General features: G+C 70.6%; 23 protein-coding genes and 1 tRNA gene. 11 read left to right on the forward strand and 13 right to left on the reverse strand.

Annotation, left to right across the window (positions count from 1 at the left end; genetic code table 11):
- Positions 1-31: 31 nt before the first annotated feature.
- Positions 32-125: transfer RNA gene (locus ACQP2Y_RS45870), tRNA-Ser, on the reverse strand.
- A 794-nt stretch (positions 126-919) separates the two neighbouring features.
- Between ACQP2Y_RS45870 and ACQP2Y_RS45875 the strand changes: the two genes are divergently transcribed.
- Positions 920-2077, forward strand: a complete 1158-nt coding sequence (locus ACQP2Y_RS45875) for a hypothetical protein (RefSeq protein ID WP_433723120.1) — start codon at positions 920-922, stop codon at positions 2075-2077.
- On the opposite strand, the gene ACQP2Y_RS45880 is transcribed toward ACQP2Y_RS45875, so the two are convergent.
- Positions 2064-2837, reverse strand: a complete 774-nt coding sequence (locus ACQP2Y_RS45880) for a CPBP family intramembrane glutamic endopeptidase (protein ID WP_433723122.1) — start codon at positions 2835-2837, stop codon at positions 2064-2066. The two genes, ACQP2Y_RS45875 and ACQP2Y_RS45880, sit on opposite strands and share 14 nt — an antisense overlap.
- 156 nt (positions 2838-2993) lie before the next feature.
- Here ACQP2Y_RS45880 and ACQP2Y_RS45885 point away from each other — a divergent pair, with 156 nt between their 5' ends.
- Positions 2994-4103: a globin domain-containing protein gene (locus ACQP2Y_RS45885; RefSeq protein WP_433723124.1), complete on the forward strand. Its 1110-nt coding sequence runs from the start codon at positions 2994-2996 to the stop codon at positions 4101-4103.
- Here the strand turns inward: ACQP2Y_RS45885 and ACQP2Y_RS45890 are convergent.
- Positions 4100-5662, reverse strand: a complete 1563-nt coding sequence (locus tag ACQP2Y_RS45890; protein ID WP_433723126.1) for a peptide deformylase — start codon at positions 5660-5662, stop codon at positions 4100-4102. The two genes, ACQP2Y_RS45885 and ACQP2Y_RS45890, sit on opposite strands and share 4 nt — an antisense overlap.
- 389 nt (positions 5663-6051) lie before the next feature.
- On the opposite strand from ACQP2Y_RS45890, the gene ACQP2Y_RS45895 reads away from it, so the two are divergent.
- Both ACQP2Y_RS45895 and ACQP2Y_RS45900 read left to right on the forward strand, forming a co-directional pair.
- Positions 6052-6768: a hypothetical protein gene (locus tag ACQP2Y_RS45895; protein ID WP_433732383.1), complete on the forward strand. Its 717-nt coding sequence runs from the start codon at positions 6052-6054 to the stop codon at positions 6766-6768.
- Positions 6692-7198 (forward strand): phosphotransferase, encoded by a 507-nt coding sequence (locus ACQP2Y_RS45900; RefSeq protein WP_433723128.1) that lies wholly within the window; start codon positions 6692-6694, stop codon positions 7196-7198. Before ACQP2Y_RS45895 ends, ACQP2Y_RS45900 begins: the two co-directional genes overlap by 77 nt.
- A 20-nt stretch (positions 7199-7218) precedes the next feature.
- Here the strand turns inward: ACQP2Y_RS45900 and ACQP2Y_RS45905 are convergent, their stop codons facing one another.
- The gene (locus ACQP2Y_RS45905; protein WP_433732385.1) at positions 7219-9198 is read right to left on the reverse strand and encodes a hypothetical protein; all 1980 of its coding nucleotides are present in this window, start codon (positions 9196-9198) and stop codon (positions 7219-7221) included.
- 265 nt (positions 9199-9463) lie between these two features.
- On the opposite strand from ACQP2Y_RS45905, the gene ACQP2Y_RS45910 reads away from it, so the two are divergent.
- Complete coding sequence (locus ACQP2Y_RS45910; RefSeq protein ID WP_360831648.1) at positions 9464-10177, forward strand: class I SAM-dependent methyltransferase; 714 nt, start codon at positions 9464-9466, stop codon at positions 10175-10177.
- A 76-nt stretch (positions 10178-10253) separates the two neighbouring features.
- On the opposite strand, the gene ACQP2Y_RS45915 is transcribed toward ACQP2Y_RS45910, so the two are convergent.
- Positions 10254-10784, reverse strand: a complete 531-nt coding sequence (locus tag ACQP2Y_RS45915) for a YbhB/YbcL family Raf kinase inhibitor-like protein (RefSeq protein WP_433723131.1) — start codon at positions 10782-10784, stop codon at positions 10254-10256.
- Between the two features lie 357 nt (positions 10785-11141).
- Here ACQP2Y_RS45915 and ACQP2Y_RS45920 point away from each other — a divergent pair, with 357 nt between their 5' ends.
- A complete protein-coding gene (locus ACQP2Y_RS45920) occupies positions 11142-12341 on the forward strand; it encodes an ATP-binding protein (protein ID WP_433723133.1) in 1200 nt (399 codons plus the stop codon).
- 160 nt (positions 12342-12501) lie between these two features.
- Here the strand turns inward: ACQP2Y_RS45920 and ACQP2Y_RS45925 are convergent, their stop codons facing one another.
- Positions 12502-13143, reverse strand: a complete 642-nt coding sequence (locus ACQP2Y_RS45925) for a GNAT family N-acetyltransferase (RefSeq protein WP_433723135.1) — start codon at positions 13141-13143, stop codon at positions 12502-12504.
- A gap of 42 nt (positions 13144-13185) precedes the next feature.
- Positions 13186-13926 (reverse strand): C40 family peptidase, encoded by a 741-nt coding sequence (locus ACQP2Y_RS45930; RefSeq protein ID WP_433723137.1) that lies wholly within the window; start codon positions 13924-13926, stop codon positions 13186-13188.
- Between the two features lie 336 nt (positions 13927-14262).
- On the opposite strand from ACQP2Y_RS45930, the gene ACQP2Y_RS45935 reads away from it, so the two are divergent.
- Positions 14263-14604: a YciI family protein gene (locus ACQP2Y_RS45935; RefSeq protein ID WP_433723139.1), complete on the forward strand. Its 342-nt coding sequence runs from the start codon at positions 14263-14265 to the stop codon at positions 14602-14604.
- Positions 14592-15803: an RNA polymerase sigma factor gene (locus tag ACQP2Y_RS45940; protein ID WP_433732387.1), complete on the forward strand. Its 1212-nt coding sequence runs from the start codon at positions 14592-14594 to the stop codon at positions 15801-15803. The genes ACQP2Y_RS45935 and ACQP2Y_RS45940 overlap by 13 nt, the downstream gene beginning before the upstream one ends.
- On the opposite strand, the gene ACQP2Y_RS45945 is transcribed toward ACQP2Y_RS45940, so the two are convergent.
- Both ACQP2Y_RS45945 and ACQP2Y_RS45950 read right to left on the reverse strand, forming a co-directional pair.
- Positions 15772-16233, reverse strand: a complete 462-nt coding sequence (locus ACQP2Y_RS45945) for a DUF427 domain-containing protein (RefSeq protein WP_433723141.1) — start codon at positions 16231-16233, stop codon at positions 15772-15774. The two genes, ACQP2Y_RS45940 and ACQP2Y_RS45945, sit on opposite strands and share 32 nt — an antisense overlap.
- 4 nt (positions 16234-16237) lie before the next feature.
- Positions 16238-16531: a hypothetical protein gene (locus ACQP2Y_RS45950; RefSeq protein ID WP_433723143.1), complete on the reverse strand. Its 294-nt coding sequence runs from the start codon at positions 16529-16531 to the stop codon at positions 16238-16240.
- A gap of 48 nt (positions 16532-16579) precedes the next feature.
- Here ACQP2Y_RS45950 and lipB point away from each other — a divergent pair, with 48 nt between their 5' ends.
- A complete protein-coding gene (gene lipB, locus ACQP2Y_RS45955) occupies positions 16580-17212 on the forward strand; it encodes a lipoyl(octanoyl) transferase LipB (protein WP_433723145.1) in 633 nt (210 codons plus the stop codon).
- Here lipB and ACQP2Y_RS45960 read toward each other — a convergent pair.
- The 3 genes from ACQP2Y_RS45960 to ACQP2Y_RS45970 are packed head-to-tail and all read right to left on the reverse strand — an operon-like array spanning position 17181 to position 19169.
- Complete coding sequence (locus tag ACQP2Y_RS45960) at positions 17181-17960, reverse strand: TIGR02452 family protein (protein ID WP_433723147.1); 780 nt, start codon at positions 17958-17960, stop codon at positions 17181-17183. The genes lipB and ACQP2Y_RS45960 overlap by 32 nt on opposite strands.
- A gap of 35 nt (positions 17961-17995) precedes the next feature.
- Complete coding sequence (locus tag ACQP2Y_RS45965; protein ID WP_433723149.1) at positions 17996-18619, reverse strand: hypothetical protein; 624 nt, start codon at positions 18617-18619, stop codon at positions 17996-17998.
- Between the two features lie 10 nt (positions 18620-18629).
- Positions 18630-19169: an NADPH-dependent FMN reductase gene (locus tag ACQP2Y_RS45970; RefSeq protein ID WP_433723151.1), complete on the reverse strand. Its 540-nt coding sequence runs from the start codon at positions 19167-19169 to the stop codon at positions 18630-18632.
- 89 nt (positions 19170-19258) lie between these two features.
- On the opposite strand from ACQP2Y_RS45970, the gene soxR reads away from it, so the two are divergent.
- Together soxR and ACQP2Y_RS45980 are read left to right on the forward strand one after the other, a co-directional pair.
- Positions 19259-19684, forward strand: a complete 426-nt coding sequence (soxR, locus tag ACQP2Y_RS45975; protein ID WP_433723153.1) for a redox-sensitive transcriptional activator SoxR — start codon at positions 19259-19261, stop codon at positions 19682-19684.
- A 78-nt stretch (positions 19685-19762) separates the two neighbouring features.
- Positions 19763-20647: a hypothetical protein gene (locus ACQP2Y_RS45980; RefSeq protein WP_433723155.1), complete on the forward strand. Its 885-nt coding sequence runs from the start codon at positions 19763-19765 to the stop codon at positions 20645-20647.
- 78 nt (positions 20648-20725) lie between these two features.
- Here ACQP2Y_RS45980 and ACQP2Y_RS45985 read toward each other — a convergent pair whose 3' ends face one another.
- On the reverse strand, positions 20726-21700 hold the full coding sequence (locus ACQP2Y_RS45985) for an NAD(P)H-quinone oxidoreductase (protein ID WP_433723157.1): 975 nt from the start codon (positions 21698-21700) through the stop codon (positions 20726-20728).
- Positions 21701-21811 lie beyond the last annotated feature (111 nt).

Genomic DNA, 21811 nt, shown 5'->3' on the forward strand with positions numbered 1-21811 from the left:
GAGCGCAAAGCTCACGGCCCTTTCGCGTGCGTGGCGGAGACTCCGGGATTCGAACCCGGGAGGGGCTATAAAACCCCAACCGCATTAGCAGTGCGGCGCCATAGACCGGACTAGGCGAAGTCTCCTCCGGTGGCTCGCAGGCCACCGACGGTTGAGGATACCGGACCGCCCGGGGGCCCGGCAAAGAGGTGCCCCCAGGCCACGCCGATCATCGAAATCCGGAGAAATCGACAGACCGCACCGTCTTCCAACAGGTGAAATGACCGCCACGCGACTAGGCTGCCTCGGCATGGAGGAGAACGAGCCGAAGCAGCGCCGTCCGCGGACGTCCAACCCCGCGTTCAGCACGCCTGACCAGCCAACTCCCCAGACCAAACCGGCGAAGGCACCCCCGGCGGTGACCTTCCGGCCACCGGCTGCCGACAAAACCTCTTCCGGTACGGGCACAGACGCACCAGAAGCAACACCGTCGCCCCGCCCCACACGGAATCCAGCGAAGTCGACCCCGCGCAAGGCAACGGCCCCGCAACGCCCGGCGAAGTCGACTCCCGCCCCGACCCCAGCCCCGACGGCAGGGGAAAACCCGCAGCGCCCGACCACCGGCAACCAGCCGCCCAGCCGCAGCAGAGCGCAAGCCGCCGCAAAGTCGGCCCAGCCCCGCGTCGAAGCCGCAACGGACGCGCCCGCCACGGAAAGCGTCCCGCCCGCCAAGGCAACGCCCGCCGCCCAGACGGCGCCCCCTGCCCAGACGACGCCCCCTGCCAAAGCGACGCCGGCGAAGCGCCAGCCCCGCAAAGCCACCCCGCCCGCCAAGGCAACTCCGGCCAAGGCGACGACCGCCGAGCCGACCCGGCCGGAAGCGCAGCCCGCCAGGCAGGCCCAGCCCAAGGCTGCACCGGCGAAAGCAGTCCAGCTCGAGGTGACGCCGGCGCAAGGAGAGGCAGCGCCCGTCAAGAAGGCGGCGAGGCCGGCGAAGAAGGCAGCGGCGACCATCAAGGCAGCCGCCGCGGAGATCGCCCCGGCTGTGGTCACCCCGGACATGACCACAGTGCCCGATGAGCCGCCCACCGCCACGCCGCCGCCGGCCGAGACCTCGCCGGCTCAAACACCGAAGGCCCAGACGCCGTCGGCGCAGACGCCGCCCAGCGAGACGCCGCCGGCCAAGACGCCGCCGAGCGAGACGTCGCCGAGCCGGCAACCAGCCACCGACAACGGATCAGCCGCCGACGACAGATCGGCCGCGAAGGGCAACGCACCCTCGGCGGATGACGAGCTGATGCCCGACGACACGCCGAACCTGGCTGCCGACGTACAGGAAAAGGCACGCAGCGGGGCGACATCCCCGGCTGCCGAGCCCCCGGCTACGGCCCCGGGGCAGCCGGGGGCTGCCGTCCCCGTTGCCTCGACCCTGCCGCCCGCCGTCGCCGCCATGGCGGACACCCTGTCCGGCGTGCGGACCGAAGCCTGGCCCGCGCTGATCGCCGATCCCGGCCACGCCCCCGAGCTGCTCGCCCTCGCCGCGTTGCAGACCATCGGCCCGCGCGCCGGCGAGTGGGCCGCGCGGACTCGCGCCGCCTACCCCGCCGCCGGCCCGGACGCGTTGGCCCGGCTGGCTGTCTCACAGTTCACCCGGTTCGGCAGTGTCAGCAGTGTCTTCGCCGCCGTCGCCGGCTCGTATGCGCCGATCGCCCTGCTCGGTGCGGCCGCCTACACGCACGCCGAACTGGCGTTGCACGTCGCCGCCGCGTACGGCCTGGACCCGACCGACCGGGAACGCGCGGTCGACCTGCTTGTTCTGACCCGGGTGCATCCCGTCCGGGAGGACGCGGTGGCGGCTCTCGCCACGGCCGAGCAGCACAGCTACGACAGCGGGCTCACCGACGCCACCTGGCGGCTGGGCCGGATGATCGCCGTGCAGGCCGGTGGGTGGGCGGCCGTCCGGGCGATCAACCACTTCTTCCCGGGCACCAGCCTGCTGGTCGCCACGTTGACCAGCCGGGGCGCCGCGCGGGCCATGGCCGCGCGGGCGACCGTGCACTACCGCGCGCTGAGCCGGGGGTCGGTCACAGCCAGCTGAGCCAGTCCTTGGGCAGCAGGGTGTAGCCCACGAAGGCGGCGATGTCGAGCAGGCTGTGCGCGACGATCAGCGGCATGACCCTGCCCTTGCGCAGGAAGAACAGCGCGAACACGACGCCCATCACGGCGTTGCCCACGAACGCGCCGAAGCCCTGGTACAGGTGGTACGAGCCGCGCAGGACCGCGCTGGCCGCGACGATGTAGCCGATGCGCCAGCCCATTTCGCGCAGGCGGGTGATCAGGTAGCCGACGACGATCACTTCTTCCAGGATCGCGTTCTGCATCGCCGCGATGATCAGCACCGGGACGGCCCACCACACCGGTTGCAGGGCGGCCGGCACGATCTGGGCGTTCAGGCCGAGCGTCGCGGCCGCGTACACCAGGAGCAGACCGGGGATGCCGATGGCCGCGGCCAGGGCAGTGCCCCAGCCGGCGTCGCCGGCGGGGCGGCGGAAGTCGATGCCGAGCGTGCGCGCCGGGTCGAGCCGGTCGCGGTTCAGCAGATAAAGCGCCAGCAGGACCGGGATCAGGGCGAAGAAGATCCCGAGCAACTGGTACGTGAGATCCAGGTACGGCCGCGGCGACTGTGACGGGTTCAGCGTGGCCGTCTGCTGGGACAGCGGCTTACCAGCCGTGAGCTTGGCCACCAGGGACACCACCGCATAGACCGCGGACTGGCCCAGGGACAGCAGCAGGACGATCGCTATCTCCAGGCGGAGCTGCTTGCGGGTGGCCTGGGGCCGATCAATAGCTACCGTCACGCGACCACTCTAGATTCGGCTCCGCCGTTCGAGTGATCGCGTTCATGCACATTCGGACCTATCGGGGCAAGCGACTCGCCGTGTGTCGGCAATTGTGCGGCGTACATCGCACTTCGGGTGCGATGCGTTACCCGCTGTTTTATTCAGGCTGAGGGCATGGGAGACCTCGCTCGTTTGCTCAAGGAGAGTTGGAGCCTCGTCGAGGAGCATCAGGACAAGGTTGCCGGCTACTTCTACGCGCGGATCTTCCTGTCACACCCGGACCTGCGGGACCTGTTCCCCGTGCACATGGACGTTCAGCGCGCCCGGCTGCTCAACGCCATCGTCACCGCCGTGCAGACGCTGGAGGATCCGGAGAAGTTCGACGAGTACCTCCGGTCCCTCGGTCGTGATCATCGCAAGTTCCACGTGGAACCAGCCCACTACGAGGTGGTCGGCGGGGCGCTGATCGAGGCGATGCGGCAGTTCGCGGGCGAGCAGTGGGGCGTCGAGTACGACCAGGCCTGGGCCGACGCGTACGCGGTGATCGCGGCCAAGATGCTCGCCGGCGCCGAGGCCGACACCAACCCGCCGTACTGGTATGCCGAGGTCACCGCGCACGAACGCCGCGCGACCGACATCGCGGTCTTCACCGTCATGCCGCTGCAGCCGCTGGAGTACCGCGCGGGCCAGTACCTGAGCCTGGAATGCCCACGCTTCCAGCCCAGGCTGTGGCGGACCTACTCGCCGGCGAACGCTCCCCGGCGCGATAACACCCTGGAGTTCCACGTCCGGGCGGTCGGCGCGGGCTGGGTCTCCAGCGCGCTGGTGCGCCGGCTGGAGGTCGGCGACATGATCCGGCTGGCCGCGCCGATGGGCTCGATGAACCTGGACCGGCGCTCCACCCGGGACGCGGTCTTCGTCGCCGGCGGCACCGGCCTCGCCCCGATCAAGTCACTGCTCGAGGAACTGACCCGCTACAACCGGACGCGCTGGGTGCACGTCTTCTTCGGCGCCCGCACCCGCGAGGACCTCTACGACCTGGCCGAGCTGAACCGGCTCGCCGCCCGCTACCCCTGGCTCTCCGTGGTGACCGCGTGCAGCGAGGACCCGACGTTCCCCGGCGAGCAGGGCAACATCTCCGACGTCGTGGCCCGCTACGGCCCGTGGAACGAGCACGACTTCTTCGTCTCGGGCTCCGGCAAGATGGTCAAGGCCACGCTGCGGACCCTGGCCGAGCTCCAGGTCCCATCCGTACGGATCAAGTACGACAGCTTCTCCGACTAGTAGTTCCAGGGCCGGCCGGTCTGGCGGTACTCCTCGACCGGCACGAGGTTGGCCCCGGGGACCATCCGGTCCACGTACAGCCGGCCCTCGAGGTGGTCGATCTCGTGGCTGACCAGGCGGGCCATGGCCTGCTCGAAGGAGGTGATGACCCGGGTTCCGTCGAAACGGGCGTGCTCCACGTCGACGCGCAACGGCCGGACCACCAGGCCGCGGTAGTCGAAGAAGGAGAGACAGCCCTCGTACTGCTCGTCGGTCTCGCTCGACTCGTCGACGACCCGCGGGTTCAGCAGGACCACGGACTCGGCGCCACGTTCGGGTGGGCGTACCACGGCGGCGGCAACCGCCAGGCCGATCTGAGACGCGGCCAGTCCCACCCCCTTGCTGAAGTCGTGCAGTCCCTCCAGCCGTTCGAGCGCGGCCCGCAGACCGGCGACCGCGTCGCGGGCGGCCGCCTCCTCCCGGGGCAGCTGGAAGTGCCGGGCACGCTGGCGCAGCAGATCCGCGCCGCGCTGCACGATGCCGATTCCGCGCATCCGCTGGCTCGCTCTCAGCTCATGGCCGTTGGTGCGGCGCTCCTGACCGTTGATCCGGGGCTTGGGGACTCCTTCGTCCGGGGTGGTCGGTGCGGACTCGCCGCGGAACCGCCACTCGAGGCGGTACCGGGCGTTGAGCAGCGGCGCGTCGGTCGACCATTCGAAGACGGCGCGGCGTGCGTCGTTGTGCCGCTCCAACGGGGTACGCACGGGCACCTCGGCGGCGAGTGAGGTCTCGACCCCCCACACCTGCGGCTCGAACTCGACCGGGAAGTTCAGCCGTACGGTGAGGTTGCGGGTGGGCAGGCGCACGGCCCGCTGGAACCACTGCCCCCACTTCTCCTCGCCGACGGTGTAGGCGTACTCGATCGTGGTGCGCTCGCCGGGATAGAGCGGGAACTGGCCGTGGTCGTTGGCGAAGAGCAGCCAGACCTCCTTGGCGGCGTCCCGGTCGAGCTTGAGCCGCCACTGCATCGGCTCGGTCGCTGCACCCTCGCCTGCCACCGCGCGCAGATCCATCTCCTCGAAGCTGAGCGGATGCTGGCGGTGGTGGCGGTTGGAGCCCTGCGGGTCGTGCGGATACCGGTCCACGGAGATCTTCACCAGATAGCGGGTGACCGGCTCCACCCCGGCGTTGTAGAGCGCCCGCCGGATCACACACCGATAAGCCCCTTCGGTGTACGTGAGCTCGGCGACCTCCTGCTCGACGATCAGGCCGGTGCCCGGCGGCATCCACTGCGCGGGCACGGGAGGGTCCCGGTGCAGGACGGGGCCGCGGGCGTGCCGCAGTTCGTCGTACTCCTGGAATCTCTGCCAGATCGCGCCGCCGGCGGCGAGGACCGCCTCCGCACGCCGGGCGAAGTCCTCGGTGGGCTTGTGCCGGCGGCCCTCGACGTGACTGACGTAGGACGGATCGAACCCCATGCGCGCGGCGAGCTGCTTCTTCGTCATCCCGCGCTCGACCCGCCATTGCGCGAGCGCCGACACGAAGTGGTCGGCAGCCCTCTCGACAGGCGAGGTGGTCATCACGGATGTCCCCTTTGCGACAGGAATTTCAGTGTCCATGTCTTCCGGTGTCCGCATGGGGCTAGTAGCGCGTTGCCGACAGATACCTTGACGAAACCGGCAACGGCGCAACGCTCGGTTAGGTCACCCTTGCTGGGGGTATTTGGGAGAAGAACACCTGTCCGGGGCCGGGTATGTGGGGGTTTTGCTGGCGTGGTTAGGTTAGCCTTAACAAGGTATGGTGGGCCGTCCTGACCAGCGAAGCGTGGCGAGGTGACAGTGGTGATCCAGCGGATGAAGCCGCGTTGCCTCACCCTGAGCGGCGCGCTCCGGTGACCACCGCGCTGGATCGTGTCGTCCCCGATCACTCCGCGCAGCCTCTGGCGCCGGTGACTGCGACTTTGCGGGCGATGTTCGGCACGAGCACCGAGCTACCCGGCCTGGCGCCGGACCTGATGGTCCAGGATCCGACCGGCTGGCAGCCCACGTCCGACCTGACCGGGGCCAGCCTCGACACCCTGCTCGACTCGTCCCGCGAACGCTGGCAGGCCCAGCCGCACGCCGCGGCCGCGCTGGCCTGGAAGGCTTATACGTACTGGCTGGCGCTGCCGGCCGTGCTGGGCTGGGCCTCCGCCCGCCGGGTGCCACTGCTGACCGGCACCGACGTGCTGATGCACTTCAACGACCCGCGCCCGCTGGTCACTCTGGGGCTCCGCAGCGACATCACGGTGGCGGTGCTGCCGTCCGACCCGCTGGCGTTGAGCGGTCTGGCCCAGGTCCGGGTCGTCGCGGACGAGGCGGCCCTGCTCGAGGAGCTGCGGCGGTCTCTGCTGGACGAGCATCTGACGCCGCTGCTCGAGGCGATCCACACGAAGGTGCGGCTGGGGCAGCGCACGTTGCTGGGGTCGCTGTCGTCCGGGGTGGCTTATGCGGTGCTGCGGTCGGCGGATGTGCTGCCGGGTTCGTCGGCGGAGACGATCGCCACGCTGCTGGGCACGCTCGGGGTCGAGGACCTGATCGAGCTGGTCCCGGGGCGCGGTGGGAACTTGGATGTGCAGCGGAAGACTTGTTGTCTGGCCTTCACTCTGCCCAAGCCCAAGGTCTGCGTGGGCTGCTGCATCAAGTAGCGGCACCGACCTGGCTCAGCGAGCCGACTGTGGATGCGTTGCGAGCTGCGCTGCGTACGGCCGCGCCGGACCTGGCCGGCTGGCCGCGGGTGACCTTGCCGCGGTCCTGGCCGCCCTGCATGACCCTGCGGTGCTGCAAGCGGTGTCCGAGGCATCGGGCCCGCTACCCGAGCCGACCGCGCCTGCCTCGACGGACACTCTCCGAGCCGGATTGGGGCCGCTGATCAGACCTGACCAGCGGGGCCGAGTGCTGGCCTGGTGTGACTGGGCCGACCGGGCCCTCGCGGGGCCGGGCCGGGCCGTCCTCGTGCACGGCGACTTCCACGGCGACAACCATCTCTGGGATCGCGAGTCGTTGCGGCTGCGCCTGCCGGCGCAATGGGTGAATGATCTGGACGCCAGATTCACCGCCCTCGGAACATTCCGCTAGGCAGCGACCTCAGGTTGCGCTTACTGGTCGACCTTCTCCGCGTCGACGAGGTTGCGGACGTTCCAGACCCAGGCGCCGCCCGTCCACGTCGGCTGGAAGCCCAGCAGCTGGGTCATCGCCCGCAGCATCTCGATGTCGCGGACCTGCGGCGTCAGCACCACCACCCCCGCCTTCCAGTACCGCAGGTCGGCCAGGGTCATCTCCCGCCGGGTCTCGGTGATTTCCGGGATCGGGTTGCCCTGCTTGATCGACGCCATCAGGCCGCTGGTCGGGCGCCACGGCGGGGCGAACTGGGCCGAGCGGTCCGTCGGGTCGAGCGGGTTGCGGCTCGGCAGCAGGGCGTACGCGCTGACGATCCGCATGTCGTGGCCCGTGTAGGCACTCCAGCGCAGCGGGTCCGGATACGAACTGTCCGGCAGGGGCAGGGCCACCAGCGTGTGGTTCTCGTCCACGTACTGCTTCCAGGCACCCGAGGTCACGAACGCCGGGACCGGGTCCATCGGGGTGGTGCGCAGCGGGGTCGGCGTGAGCGGGACAAGCGCCATGGCTACCGCGGTGATCATTGCCACTCGGACCGGGCCGCGGGCGGCCGGCTGGGCCTTCATCAGGTCCGAGGCGCGCTGGCAACCCAGCGCCAGCATGATGGCGACGATCGGGGCGATCGCCAGGGCCCAACGGGTCGGCACGGCCGAGTTGAGGATCGGGACGCTGTGCAGCAGCGACCACAGGCCGGGGACGCCGGTGTCGATGCCGTTGAGCCGGATGCGCGGGCCGAGGGACATCGCGCCGAAGAACAGGGCTACGCCGGCCAGGGTCACGATTGTCACGCTGCGGCGCATCCAGGCGACCAGGCCGAAGAAGAGGATGACCAGGCCCCAGCCGAAGAACGCGTTCTCCTCGGCGGCGTTCTGGGCGAGGCGGCCCGCGGTCACGCTGTTTCCGGCAATGGAGCGCTGCGCGTACGCGGTGAAGGAGCCCAGGTCGGCCCCGAAGTAGCGGACGAACTCGGGCAGCCCGTGGTAGCTCTGCGGCCCGAAGAACTGCACGTAGAGCGGGTAGGCCAGCGCGGCCAGCGTGACACCGGCCGCGACACCGAGCCCGCGTACGAAGGTGGCGATCTCGCCCGGCTGGCTGCGGCGGCGCGTGACGGCCATCACCACGCAGAAGATGCCCAGCCCGACCGCGGTCATGAAGAGGATCTCGAGGTTGATGAACGCCTGCCAGACCAGCAGGCCCGCGAGCAGCAGCCCGTTGCGGACCGTCCGGCCCGGTGTCCGCAGGGCGAGCGTGCGCCAGATGATCAGCGGCACCAGGAACTGCGAGACGATGTTCGGGTGGCCGCCGGAGTGCGAGATCATGCTCGGCGCGAAGGTGGCGAACAGCGCGCCGACCCACGCCGCCAGCCGGGAGCTGACGAACTGGCGGGAGAGCACGAAATACCACGAAATACCGGTGACTGCCAAGGCCAGCGTAAGAAACGCGTTGAACGCCACATGCGGCCCGAAGATGGCAGTGACGGGCGTCATCGGCAGCGAAACGGCCAACACCGACGTGTTGGCCATCATGTTCACCCCATCGGGGTAATTCATGCGATCCGAGAAGAACGGATAAACGCCATCCGTGAGCACGCGTGCACCGTGCGCCAACATCCACTCAAAGAATGCCTGATCCTGGGGATCATCGCGCAACTCATGATCAAGATTGAGCCACAACGGCGCGGTGACGAAGACCGCTACCGCAATGAAGGTGACTATTGCGAGAACATCTCGCCAGGTGAGAGACCGCCACCACCGGAGGCGCGGCGCCGGCTCCCGCTGCCCGGCGGCGTCACCGCCGACCTCGGCGTCAACAGCGGGTATGACTGAGATCGGCGCGACGGCGACCTCGCTTTCCAGCGCGCGCAGCTCCGCGTCCAGGTCTTCGGCGTCGGCGGCGGGGTCGGGCGGCAGAACGTTCCCGCCGGCCGACTGGCCTGTCGAGTCAATACCCGTAATCGTCATAGCATCGGCGAGCCTAACCGAGGTTGGTAACAGTGTTGTGACGGGCGGCGCAGGCGTGATCGACCCGATATCTAAGCATGTATTTCCGCTCACTGGCCCGCACAGTGCATGATGGGTAAGGCCGGTGGGTACCCACGGGTCAATGTCTCAATCAGGCAAAAAATGAGCGGGCGCCCCCCGCTCAACTTTCGGTTGCGCGCAGCGGATGGTTAACTCTTCCGGTCCCGCTGTCAGCTCGGATCGGCAAGACGAGGGAACCTTACTTATGGCAGACATCACTGGAGACCAGCGGATCCAGTCCGAAGTGCTCGAAGGCCTCGCCACGGCCGTGAACCACCGTCGGTGGTTCGTGGAGCTCGCTCTCCCGTACCTGGGCGACAACCCGATCGAGATCGGCAGCGGCCTGGGCGACTACGCACTGGAGTGGGCGGAGCACCTGCCCCGCTTCACCGCGACCGAGGCCGACCCCGACCGGCTGGTGCAGCTCAAGGAGCGCCTGGCCGACCACGACAACATCGACGTGCGGCAGATGCTGCTGCCCTCGCCCGAGGCGAACGGTGAGTACAGCGCCGCCGTGTCTTACAACGTCCTCGAGCACATCGAGGACCACGTCGGCGCGCTGCGCAGCATGGCCGACCTGGTGCGCCCGGGCGGCCGGATCATCCTGATCGTGCCGGCCTTCATGTTCGCGATGAGCCAGGTCGACATCGCGACGGGCCACATCCGCCGCTACACCAAGAAGACGATGCGCGCCGCCATGACCGAGGCCGGCCTCACCATCGAGAAGCTGCACTACGCGAACGCCCTGGGCCTCATCGGCTACTACGGCGCGACCAGCATCTTCAAGCTGGCGCCGAAGGAGGGCCCGATGGTCAAGGTCTACGACAGCGTCGTGCTGCCGATCACCAAGGCCGCCGAGAGCATCGTGAAGCCGCCGTTCGGCCAGTCGGTCTTCGTGGTCGCCAAGGTTCCCGGCTGATCGCTGATCCCGTACCGATCGACGAAGCCCGCCGGATCCGTGATCCGGCGGGCTTCTCCGTGTCCGGAGCCCGGCGTCAGCCCTTGACCTGGTACGTGGGCCGGATCGTGGCCCGGGCCAGCGTGTGGAACGCCAGGTTGAAGCCGACGTACGCCGGGGTGGCGCCCGCGCTCACCTCGAGCCGGTCGACATCGATGGCGTGCACCGCGAAGACGTAGCGGTGCGGGCGGTCACCGGGCGGCGGGGCCGCGCCGCCGTAGCCGGTGTCGCCGTAGTCGTTGCGTACGGTGAAGGCGCCCTCCGGCAGCGGGTCGACGCCCCGGTCGAGCTCCGTCACCGAGGCCGGCAGGTTCACGGCCACCCAGTGCCAGAAGCCGCTGCCGGTGGGCGCGTCGGGGTCGAAGCAGGTCACGACGAAGCCACGGGTCTCCGCCGGGAAGCCGGACCAGGACAGCTGCGGGGACAGGTTCTTGCCGCCGACGCTGGTGTGCGCGTACAGCTCGTCGAGCGGTCGGCCGTCCGCCACGTCGGTGCTGGTCAGCGTGAAGGCCGGGACCGGCGGCAGGATGTCGTACGGATCCGGCGCTTCGGCTCGCTCCAGGCTCATGCTCGGTTGTCCTTCCACGTCGTCCGGCACCCGCATGGCACCGGTTGCTGACTTCCCCCGTTTGCCGACGGTAACCGGGTGAGGTGTCACACATCTTTCGGCCTCATATCCGCTGCGGATGCAGAAACGCACAGGTGGTGCGCGTGACCGGGCTTGCCCCGGGCGATAGTGGTGTCAGACATCCGACCGGGTGCGCAGGGCAGAGATCCCCGTGCTCGGTTGCGATCGGTCGCCTCCCGGCGTCCAGCAAGTCGGCACCCGCCCTCCGCGACGGGTGCCGACTGCTATGTGGGACGTCGGCCGGACCGGCTGACGAATCCATCACATATGCCGCGAAGCGGTGAGAGCATCAGGAACGTGAGAGTCGCTGCACCGCCCGATGAGGAAGGCCGCCTGGCCGCCCTGTACGAGGCCCGGGTGCTCGACACCCCGCCGGAGGACGACTTCGACGACATCGCCCTGCTGGCCGCGGAGATCTGCGGCACCCCGGTCGGCATGGTGAGCCTGGTCGACGCCGAGCGGCAGTGGATCAAGGCCAAGGTCGGCGTCGACTACGACGAGACGCCCCGCGACGAGTCGTTCTGCGCGCACACGATCCAGGACCACGACGTGCTGGAGGTGCCCGACGCCGGCGCGGATCCCCGCTTCGCGGCCGGCCCGTTCGTCCTCGGCAAGAATTTCCGGTTCTACGCCGGTGCCCCGGTCGTCCTCGACGGCACCCACGCTGTCGGCACCATCTGCGTTCTCGACAAGGTGCCGCGGGCGCTGACCGCGTCGCAGCGCCGTGCCCTGCGCTGCCTGGCCCGGCACACCGCCGTCCAGCTCGAGCTGCGCCGCTACGCCCAGCATGCCGGGACCGTCGCCGACCGCATGCGCCAGCTCGACCGGATGAAGGACTCGTTCCTCGCCGGGGTGAGCCACGAACTGCGGACACCGCTGACGTCGATCCGCGGCTATCTGGAGATCCTGCTGGCGGACGGCTTCGACCCGGAGACCTCGCAGCGTTTCCTGGCGGTCATGCAGCGCAACTCGGACCGGCTGCTGCGGCTCATCGACGACCTGCTGACGGTGGCCCGGCTCAACGAGAGCGGCATGGAGCTGCACCTCGCCGAGCTGGATCTGGCCGAGCTCGCGCAACAGGTCACCACGGCGTGCCGGCCGCTGGCCGAGCACCGGGACGTGGCGCTGCACAACCTGATGGACCGGCCGGTGCTCGCCCGCGGCGACGGCCGGCGGCTGGGCCAGGCGCTGAACCACCTGGTGGTCAACGCGATCAAGTTCACCTCGCCGGGCGGCGAGATCATCGTCCGGGGTACGGCCGGCGACGAACCGGAGCTGGTCATCGTCGACACCGGGGTGGGCATCCCCGCCGCCGAACTGCCGCACGTCTTCGACCGGTTCTTCCGCAGCACGGCCGCCGACCGGATGGCCGCGCCGGGCCCCGGCCTCGGACTGTCGATCGTCAACCTGATCATCGAGGCCCACCACGGCAGCATCCACCTGGACAGCGAGCCGGGCGTGGGCACAACAGTCCGCCTGACGTTGCCCCGCGCCTAGGGGGTGTCTCGTAGATCATGGCGTCGCCGAGGCGAGGTCCAGGTTTCGCGTCGCAAGCGGGACGGGAGGGCGGATACCGGTGTTGTATCCGGCCTTTCGGCCCGCGCCGCGAGGCGGAAGCTGGGCCCGCCGCAGGCCGTCATGATCTACGAGACACCCCCTAACCGCCGAACATGGGCAGGCAAGGCGTCAGACCCTCGATCCGTACGCCGACAGTGCGAGCTGCCGCCCAGCCGGCCCGGTCCAGCCGCAGCCGCCGGCCCACCACCGCCTCGCCGCGGACCACGTGCCGGGCGATGCCGTCGTCGGCGTAGCCGAGCTTGCGCGAGACGCCGTACGAGGCCGCGTTGTCCGCGAACGCCTCCGTGACCGCCCACTGCGCACCCAGCCCGGTGAATGCCAGGTCCAGCACGGCCGCCCGCATCTCGGTGCCGAAGCCCTGGCCGTGGTGGGCGCGGCCCAGCCACGATCCCGTGCCGACCTCGCGCAGCGTGGCGAACTGCCGGGCGTCGAGCGCCTGGGTGCCGATGATCTGGCCGTCGTGCACGGTCACGAAGTGCAGCGACCAGTTGTCCGGCGTCCATTGGCCCCACATCCGCCACTGGAACTGCAGCGTGCTGCGGGCCACTTCCTCGGCGGTGCCGTCGGTCCACGGCACCACGAACGGCTGACGTCCGGGGTCGTGCACCCCCGCGGCGGCGACCTCGGCGAGCTGCGCGAGGTCGGCCAGGTCCGGAACGCGCAGTTCGAGCCGCGGCGTGTGCAGCCGCAGCCCGAACAGTGGCCAGTGATCGGTGATCATGCGAGGGATTCTCGCGGCTCGTCACCGGCCGGCGCCAACCCTTTAGAACCGCTCGATGTGCAACCCCCGGTAGAGCCGCCGATAAACGACACCGGTCCGCGAGTTGCCGGCGTCGATCATCATTCCGCCGCCCATGTAGATACCCACGTGCCCCGGCCCCACGACCAGATCACCAGGTTGCGCGGCGGCCCGGGAAACCGTCCGGGCGCGGGCTGCCTGAGCTCCTGAGGAATGCGGCAGGCTGAGCCCGGCCTGGGCGTACGCGCGCTTGGTGAATCCCGAGCAGTCGAACGAATTCGGCCCCACACCACCGCGCCGGTACGTCTTGCCGATCTGCGAACGGGCGTACGCGATCACCGACGACATCCGCATCGACGTGCGTACCCGGGTCACCGCCCGGCGCTTGGGCACTGCTCGGCGCTGGGGTGCGGCGCGGTGCTTGGCCGCAGGCCGCACCGCGGCACGGGGCTTGACCACCGCCGTGGCCTGCCGGGCGGCCGCACGGCGAGCGGCGAGCGCCCGTCGGACCGCGACCCGGCGCTGGGCGGCCGCCCTGACCTCGGCGACCTGGCGGGCGTGGGCTGCCCGGCGTACCTCCTGAATTTTCTTCGTTTCCCGCTGGGCGGAGCGCTGCGCCGCACGCAGCGCGACCGCTGCCGGACGGGCGGCGGACCGGCGCACTGCCGAGCGTGAAGCTCGCTGCGCCGCGCGGGCCACCAGGGCCGGCCGGCTCTCCACCACCACGGCCGGCGCGGCGGCCGGCGCGGGGGTCGGCAGGCCCATGGGAGTTTCGACGGATTCGAGAACCGGCGTGCTCACGGCGAGCGCGAGGGCGCCGGCGGCCAGGACGCGGCCGGTGGACGGACGGGACAGCGAAGCCTCCGAGTTCGGCCCGGGGCTCTCACGCGAATCCCAATTCGGTGCGACGGATGGTGCCGTCGTGCCGGTTGTCATCCGTGAAACGGCGACAATGGGAACCCAGGCGATATAGGTAATTCCGTCGACCATGCCAACACACATTCGGCGCCACGTGATGAAGAACCGAAAAAAAACGCTCCCGGAGTGTCGCGCCGAGCGTGCCCCGAACGTGTATATGTCATCCATCGTGAGGAGGAAAACGTGAAGACATACCTGCTCAGCATCTATCAGCCGGACGGACCACCACCCTCGCCGGAGGCACTCGAACCGGTGATGGCGGAACTGGCGGCAATCGCTCAGGACATGCAGGACGCCGGCGCTTTCGTGTTCTCCGCCGGGCTGTGCCCGCCGGGCTCGGCCACAGTGATCCGGGCCCGCGACGGCGACGTGCTGCTCACCGACGGGCCCTTCCTGGAGAGCAAAGAGTTCGTCGGCGGTTTCACCGTCATCACCGCCCCGGACCTGGACGCCGCCCTGAAGTGGGGCGAGCGGATGGCGGCGGCCACCACCCTGCCGGTGGAGGTGCGGCCATTTCAGACCTGACCGACGTCTTCCGGGCCGAGTACGGCCGCGCGGTCGCGGTCCTGACCCGGGTCCTCGGCGATCTCGACCTCGCCGAGGAGGCGGTGCAGGACGCGTTCACGGTGGCCAGTGCGAAGTGGCCGGCCGAGGGCGTGCCGCCGAGCCCGGCCGGGTGGATCATCACCACCGCCCGCCACCGGGCCGTCGACCGGCTGCGGCGCGAGTCCGTCCGGGCCGCGAAGGAGGCCGAGGCCGCCATGCTGGTCCCGTCGTCACCGGCCGAGGAGGAGACGGACCAACTGCGGCTCATCTTCACCTGCTGCCATCCCGCGCTGGCCCAGAAAGCGCAGATCGCCCTCACGCTGCGGCTGCTCGGTGGACTGAGCACGCCGGAGATCGCCCGGGCGTTCCTGATGCCGGAGCCGACCATGGCCCAGCGCATCGTCCGGGCCAAGGGCAAGATCCGGGACGCGGGCATCCCGTACCGGGTGCCCGGCGACGCGGAGCTGCCGGGCCGTCTGCGGCCCGTCCTGGCCGTCCTCTACCTGATCTTCAATGAGGGGTACGCGGCCGCCACCGGACCCACGCTGACCCGCGACGACCTGTGCGCCGAAGCCGTCCGGCTGACCCGGCTGCTGACCCGGTTGATGCCCGCGGAGCCCGAGGTCGAGGGCCTGCTTGCGTTGCAGCTGCTCATTCTCGCCCGCCGCCCGGCTCGCACCACTGTGGACGGCGCGATGATCCGGCTCGCCGATCAGGACCGGCCACGCTGGGACGCGGCACTGATCGCCGAGGGGCAGCGGATCGTCCGCGAATGCGTACGCAATGGACAGCCGGGGCCGTACCAGCTGCAAGCGGCGATCAATGCCGTGCACAGCGCCGCGCCGAGCGTGGCCGCCACCGACTGGCCCGCGGTCGTGCAGCTCTACGACCAGCTCATGGCCCTCGCGCCCAGCCCGGTGGTGGCGCTGAACCGCGCGGTGGCGGTGGCCGAGGTGTCCGGTCCGGCGGCCGCGTTACCGCTGGTGGAGGCGCTTGACCTGGGTCAGTACCACCTGTTCCACGCGGTCCGGGCCGACCTGCTCAGACGTCTGGGCCGGGCCGAGGAGGCGGCGGCCGCCTACACCCGGGCGGCCGAGCTGACCGGCAACGCCGCGGAGGTCGCTTTCCTGCGGCAGGCCCGGGAGGTCACCAGCCCCTCGTCCCCGGACCGCCCTTGAACGGTCCGGCGATGTCCGAGGTGATCCACCCGCCGTAGAAGTCGCCCTCCTGCGGGCGGACCAGCTCACCGTCGACCCGGCACTCGTCCACCCGGCTCGGATAGAAGGCGACCGCTCCGGCCAGCTCCGCGTACGCGGGTGACGGCCGGTCGTAGGACCAGGCGGCGTCGGCCACCCGGGTCTCGCCGACGACCAGGTCCCAGTAGCCCGCGGTGCCCTTGAACTCGCAGAACGAGCTGCCCCGGGCCCGTTCGAGGGTGCCGGGGGCGATGGCCTCGGCGGGCACGTAGTAGACCGGCGGGTGCGAGGTCTCCAGCACGCGCCGGCACTGGTCGCTGTCGACCAGGGTCACCCCGGCGTGCACCACGGTGATGCGGGCGGCGCTGCGCTCGAGCCGCGGCGGGCGCGGGTAGTCCCAGACGGATTCCACGTCTTCACGGTACGTCGCTGACCTCGAGCACCCGGGTCGTCGGTGCCGCGTCACCCAGGGCGTCGCGCAACGCCAGCCGCTGCGGGTCGGCGAGCACAGCCTCGTAGCCGGCCCGGGACTCGAACGCCAGGATCTGCACCTCCGAGCGGCCGGCCGCGGTGCGCAGCCGGCGTTCGACCGTGCCGCCGTACCGGGCGAGCAGGGCCAGCACCTCGTCCTCGTACCGGCTGCCGGCCTCGGCGTGCCCGGCGGCCATCTCGACCAGTGCCACGATCCGCAGGGGTCCCTGATCCGTCATGCCGGGGAGTATCGCAGCGACGCCGTCCCGCGACGCAGACTGGAGGACATGCAGCGAGTGGACCTCGGCGAGGTGCCGTACGAGCAGGCGATGCAGTGGATGGCGAGCTGGACGGCCGAACGCCGGGCCGGCACCGCACCGGACCGGTTGTTCCTGCTCAGCCACCCGGCCGTGATCACCTACGGGCACACGACCCCGCTCACCGACCTGCCCGACGACCTGGCCCGGATCCCGGCCGTGCTCGCCGACCGCGGCGGCCACGCGACCTATCACGGCCCCGGCCAGCTGGTCGGCTACCTGGTCATCGACCTGCACGAACGCGGTCCCGGCGACGTCGTCCGGTGGCTGGAGAACAGCCTGATCGCGGCCCTCGCCGAGCTCGGCTTCCGCACGGTCCGCCGGGACACGCCGAAGGGCTCGCCCAGCCTGGTCGGCGTGTGGACACCGGACGGCCGCAAGCTGGTCTCGATCGGCATGCGCATCCGCGGCGGCGTGACCAGCCACGGCTTCGCCCTCAACATCGACCCGGACCTGTCGGTCTTCGACTCGTTCGTGGCGTGCAGCCTCGACGACGTGGCGATGACCTCACTGCGGCAGCTCTCGGCGACCGAGGGCGTGCCGATGCCGACCGAGGCGGAGGTCCGCGACGCTATTTTCCGGCAGCTGGAAAAGCTGCCGTGAACTCGTCCCGGTTCGGGCCCAGGACCGCGAAGACGACGTGCTCCATCGGGTGAGCCGCCAGCGCCGCGACAAAGGCCGCCGCCACTGTCGCGGGGTCGTTGCCGAAGACGCCGCAACCCCAGGCGCCCAGCACGATCCGGCGGTGGCCGTGCGCCGCGGCGACGGCGAGGACCCGCCGCGTCCGGCGGCGCAGAATCGCGGGGACCTCGGCGGCCAGCTCCGGCTGATCGCGCCGGATCGCGGCGAGATTGGGCGCGGCCGCGGTGAGAAACGTGACCGGGTACGGCGTGAGCAGCGTCGCCTGGTCGTCCCGGAAGACGGGCACGCCCGGTGAGTAGATGACCCGATCGGTGTAGGTGAGCTCGGCCTGGGCCCGGTGGAACGCGTAGAACTCGCCGGCCGCGCGCAGGCACGGGTACAGCGCCGAGCTGCGGGCGACGCTCTCCTCCTGGGCCTGGGCCCCGTTGAGGAAACCGCCGCCCGGGCTACGGGCCGAGGCGAAAACCAGCGCCGCGACATCACCACCGAGGCGTCGCGCGGCGGCCAGAGTGGACTCGCCGGTGACCTCGACGCGCCCGGCCACCGCGGGCCCGCCCTCGGGGAGCTCATCGGTGGGCAGGTAGAGCCGGGTGCCGGCGATCGCGGGACCGGCGTCGACGCGCACCTCGGCGCCCCGCGGATCGCGGTACCAGCCCCGCTCGGCGATCTCCACGGTCTCGCGGGCGATGGCCTTCAATCGTGTGCTCATGATGAGTCCATGATGAGCGCCGAGGCGGGTGCGGGCTAGGCGGTCAGCGTTCGGTGGAGGTGGTAGCGGGTGACGCTCTGGTGGCGTACCCCCGGCATGGTCTGGACCTTGTCCCACAACGGCCCGGACGAGATCCCGCGGCCGGTGGCCGCCAGGGCTTTGCGATGCGCGTCGGCGCTGACCCATTCGGCGTAGTTGAGCACGTGCCGGCCGTCGGTGCTGACGTGGAAGAACGCGCCCAGCCCACCGGCGGGCAGGGCTGTGTCCTGGTCCAGGGCTTCAAAAACCGCGTCCACCCAGGTACGCGCGAGCGCGTCGTCGTCCGTGTCGACCCGCACAGCGACCATCGCGCCCGGGGGCGTGCTCGCGGCGGACCTGCTGCCCCGGTACAGGCGATACGCGATGTGGTCCCCGCGGGGCTGCCGGCCGGCGGCTCCCTCGTCTGTCCACTGTGCGTAGTCACGAAGCAGGTCTCCGTCCGCGTCGATGAACAGGGAGTACGCCAGCAGCCCCTCCGGCCACGGGACGCTTCGCCGAGCGGCAATGACGGCGTCCGCGGTGGCCACCAGCCGGTCGGCACTGCCCGCAGCCCACTCGCCGGACACCACAAAGCCCGCGTCACTACGGGCCGGGTCCGGATATTCCTCGCTGATTCGCATGGTCGCCACCTCAGGCCGTCACGTACGGGCGAGCCTGGTGGGCGTCGCGCAGGGTGATGCCCCACCAGGTGAGGCGGTCCAGGAGCCGGTGAGCGGCGGCGGCCGGCTCGCGTGGATCGAGGGGCCGGCCGTCCGGGCCGAAGCAGGATCGTCCGCCGTGGAAGCTGACCGTGTCCCGCACGGTGACGGCGTGCAGCTCGGCGAAGACTGGTCGCAGGTGCTCGACGGCGCGCAGCCCACCGGACAACCCGCCGTACGAGACGAAGCCCACGGGTTTGGCGTGCCACTCCCTTGAGTGGCCGTCGATCACGGCCTTGAGCGGCGCGGGGTAGCTGTGGTTGTACTCGGGCGTGACGACGACGAACGCGTCGGCCGCCGCGAGCCGCGCGGTGACCGGTTCGGCCTCGGCCCCGGCCAGGTCGATGATCTCGGCGTCCACGTCGGTGCGGCCGGCGGCCTCCCCGGCGAACCAGGCGGCAACGGTGGGACCGAAGCGGCCTTCCCGGGTGCTGGCGACGATGACGGCCACGCGGAGCGGATGTGCGGACATGGGGTCCTCCTCGGTCGGTGCGGTGACGGCACCGACGCTAGAACCCCAACTAATGTTGAGGTCAAGCAGCGAGCGGGAGGTGGCATCGGATGGAGCTGAGCGTCGGAGAGCTGGCGGCCCGCAGCGGGGTCGCGGTGTCAGCTCTGCACTTCTTCGAACGCCAGGGCCTGATCAGCAGCCGGCGCACGGCCGGCAACCAGCGCCGGTACCGCCGCGACGCGCTGCGCCGGGTGGCGTTCATCCGGATCGCCCAGCGAGTCGGCATCCCACTGAAGGAGGTGGGGGCGATTTTGGCGCTGCTGCCGGACAACCGGACGCCGAACCGGGAGGACTGGGCCCGGGTGTCGCAGTGCTGGCAGGAGGAGCTCGACCAGCGGATGCGTCACCTGCAACAGCTGCGGGACGACTTCACGGGGTGTGTGGGCTGCGGGTGCATGTCGATCGACCGGTGCCCGTTGATCAACCCGGACGATGAGCTCGGTCGGGCTGGGCCGGGGCCGCGCCGGCTGCTCTGAGCGGGTGATTGCTTCGGGGTGCCGGACCTGTCAAAATCGGACAAATCCCCCCGATGTTTGTGAGAGGTCGTTCTCCTGATGCGCCGTTCCGCCCTGCTCGCCGTTCTGACTGTTGTGGCTTCGGTGCTTCCTGGCCAGACGGTGCCCGCCCAGGCCGCGCCGGGGTCGGTGCATCAGAGACTCGACGCGGCACCGGCGGCGGCGGCGCGTCAGAAACTCGACGTGGCACCCGCGGCGCCGCAGAGCCTCGACGCCGCAGCCCCGGCAGTGCAGCATGTCGACGCGGAGCCCGCAGCGGTGCAGACAAACCTTGACGCGGCGGCGGCGCGGACGACGCCTGATGCGGCGCCGGCGGCGGTGCGGATGACTTTTGATGCGGCGCCGGAGCCGGTGGCCAAGGGCGAGGCTGTGACCCTGACCGGCCGGGTGTGGCGGACCGCGCGCGGCAACCAGGCCCGGGTCGACTTCTACTTCCACGCGAACGGGACCCCGGCGAACTCGTTCACGTATCAGGGCTTCGCGACGACCACGGACGCCGGGCGCTTCAGTCACCGGGCTGTCGCGCAGACCACCGGCACGTGGAAGGCCGTCTACGCGGGCTCGACGAGCCGCCGGAACGCCGCCCGGCTGGACGCGGTGCAGGTCTTCCAGCGCCGCTCGCGGGAGATCGCCGGCTGGTCGCAGCAGACCGGCGCGTGGCAGAGCCCGACGATCCGGATCCCCACCCAGGACTACAAGGCGATCTTCTCGTGGACCTGCCCGCAGGAGGGTTCGCCGTTCGTCCACCTGGCGTGGACCGGCCAGGGCGGCGGCTCCGAATACGTCCACGGCGCCAAGCCGACCGGCTCTCTGACCCTGAACGGCCACGCGGGTGCCCGCAACGGCTACTTCAAGGTCAGCACCTCGGCCGACTGCACCTGGCGGGTGCGCGTCTTCTCCGGCGTCGCCGCATTCCAGGTCTGAGCCCCCGCTGCCGGCCTTCCGGGCCCGAACCCGCGCCGCCGGCAGCCCGCACCGCGGCCTTCCAGGTCTGACCCCCGCTCAGGGGAGCAGCAGGATCTTGCCCAGGTGGTCGCTGCTCTCCATCAGACGGTGGGCCGCCGAGGCCTCCGCCATCGGGAACGTCCGGTCGATGATCGGACGGATCGCTCCCGCGTCGACCAGCGGCCACACCCGCTCCCGCACCCCCTTGACGATGCGGGCCTTGTCAGCAGCCGGTCGCGCACGCAAAGTCGTCGCGGACACCGATCCACGCTTGGCCATCAGCGCACCCAGGTCGAGCTCGCCGCGCCGCCCGCCCTGCAGGCCGATGATCGCGATGCGGCCGTCCGGGGCCAGCGCGGCCACGTTCCGGTCCAGGTATTTCGCGCCGATGATGTCCAGGATGACGTCGACGCCCCGGCCGTCGGTGGCTTCCCGGGTCTCCGCAACGAAATCGGCCGACGTGTAGTCGATGGCGAGGTCGGCGCCGAGCGCGCGCAGCTGCTCATGCTTGGCCTCGCGGGCGGTGACCAGCACTCGGGCGCCCAGGGCCTTGCCGAGCTGGATCGCGAAGGTGCCGATGCCGCCGCCCCCGCCGTGGACCAGCAGCGTCTCGCCCTTGCGCAGCCGGGCGATGTCCACCACGTTCGACCAGACGGTGCAGGCGACCTCGGGCAGCGCCGCCGCTTCCTGCACGGACATCTGCTGCGGGATCGGCAGGAGCTGGCCCGCGGGCACCGCCACCTGCTCGGCATAGCCGCCGCCGGCCAGCAGCGCGCAGACGCGCTCGCCCACGTGGTGGCCGGTCGCGTCGGCACCGACCGCGGTGATCACGCCGGAGCACTCGAGGCCGGGATAGGGCGGCGAGCCGGGTGGGGGCGGGTAATGGCCCTGGCGCTGCATCACGTCGGCCCGGTTGACCGCCGCGGCCGTCACCTCGACGATCACCTCGCCGGCGGCCGGGGACGGGTCCGGCACCTCAGCCCAGACGAGGGCTTCGGGGCCGCCGGGGACTTCGATCGTGATCGCGTGCATGGGTATCAGCTTGCCCGACGCGTACGACAAAAACAGGAGAAGGCCCGCGGGTGGCACCCACCGCCACCCGCGGGCCTTCTGTCTCTTGGGGGTGCCCGCCTGGTACCCCCG

The organism is Actinoplanes sp. CA-051413 (assembly GCF_050955795.1).
Classification (GTDB): domain Bacteria; phylum Actinomycetota; class Actinomycetes; order Mycobacteriales; family Micromonosporaceae; genus Actinoplanes.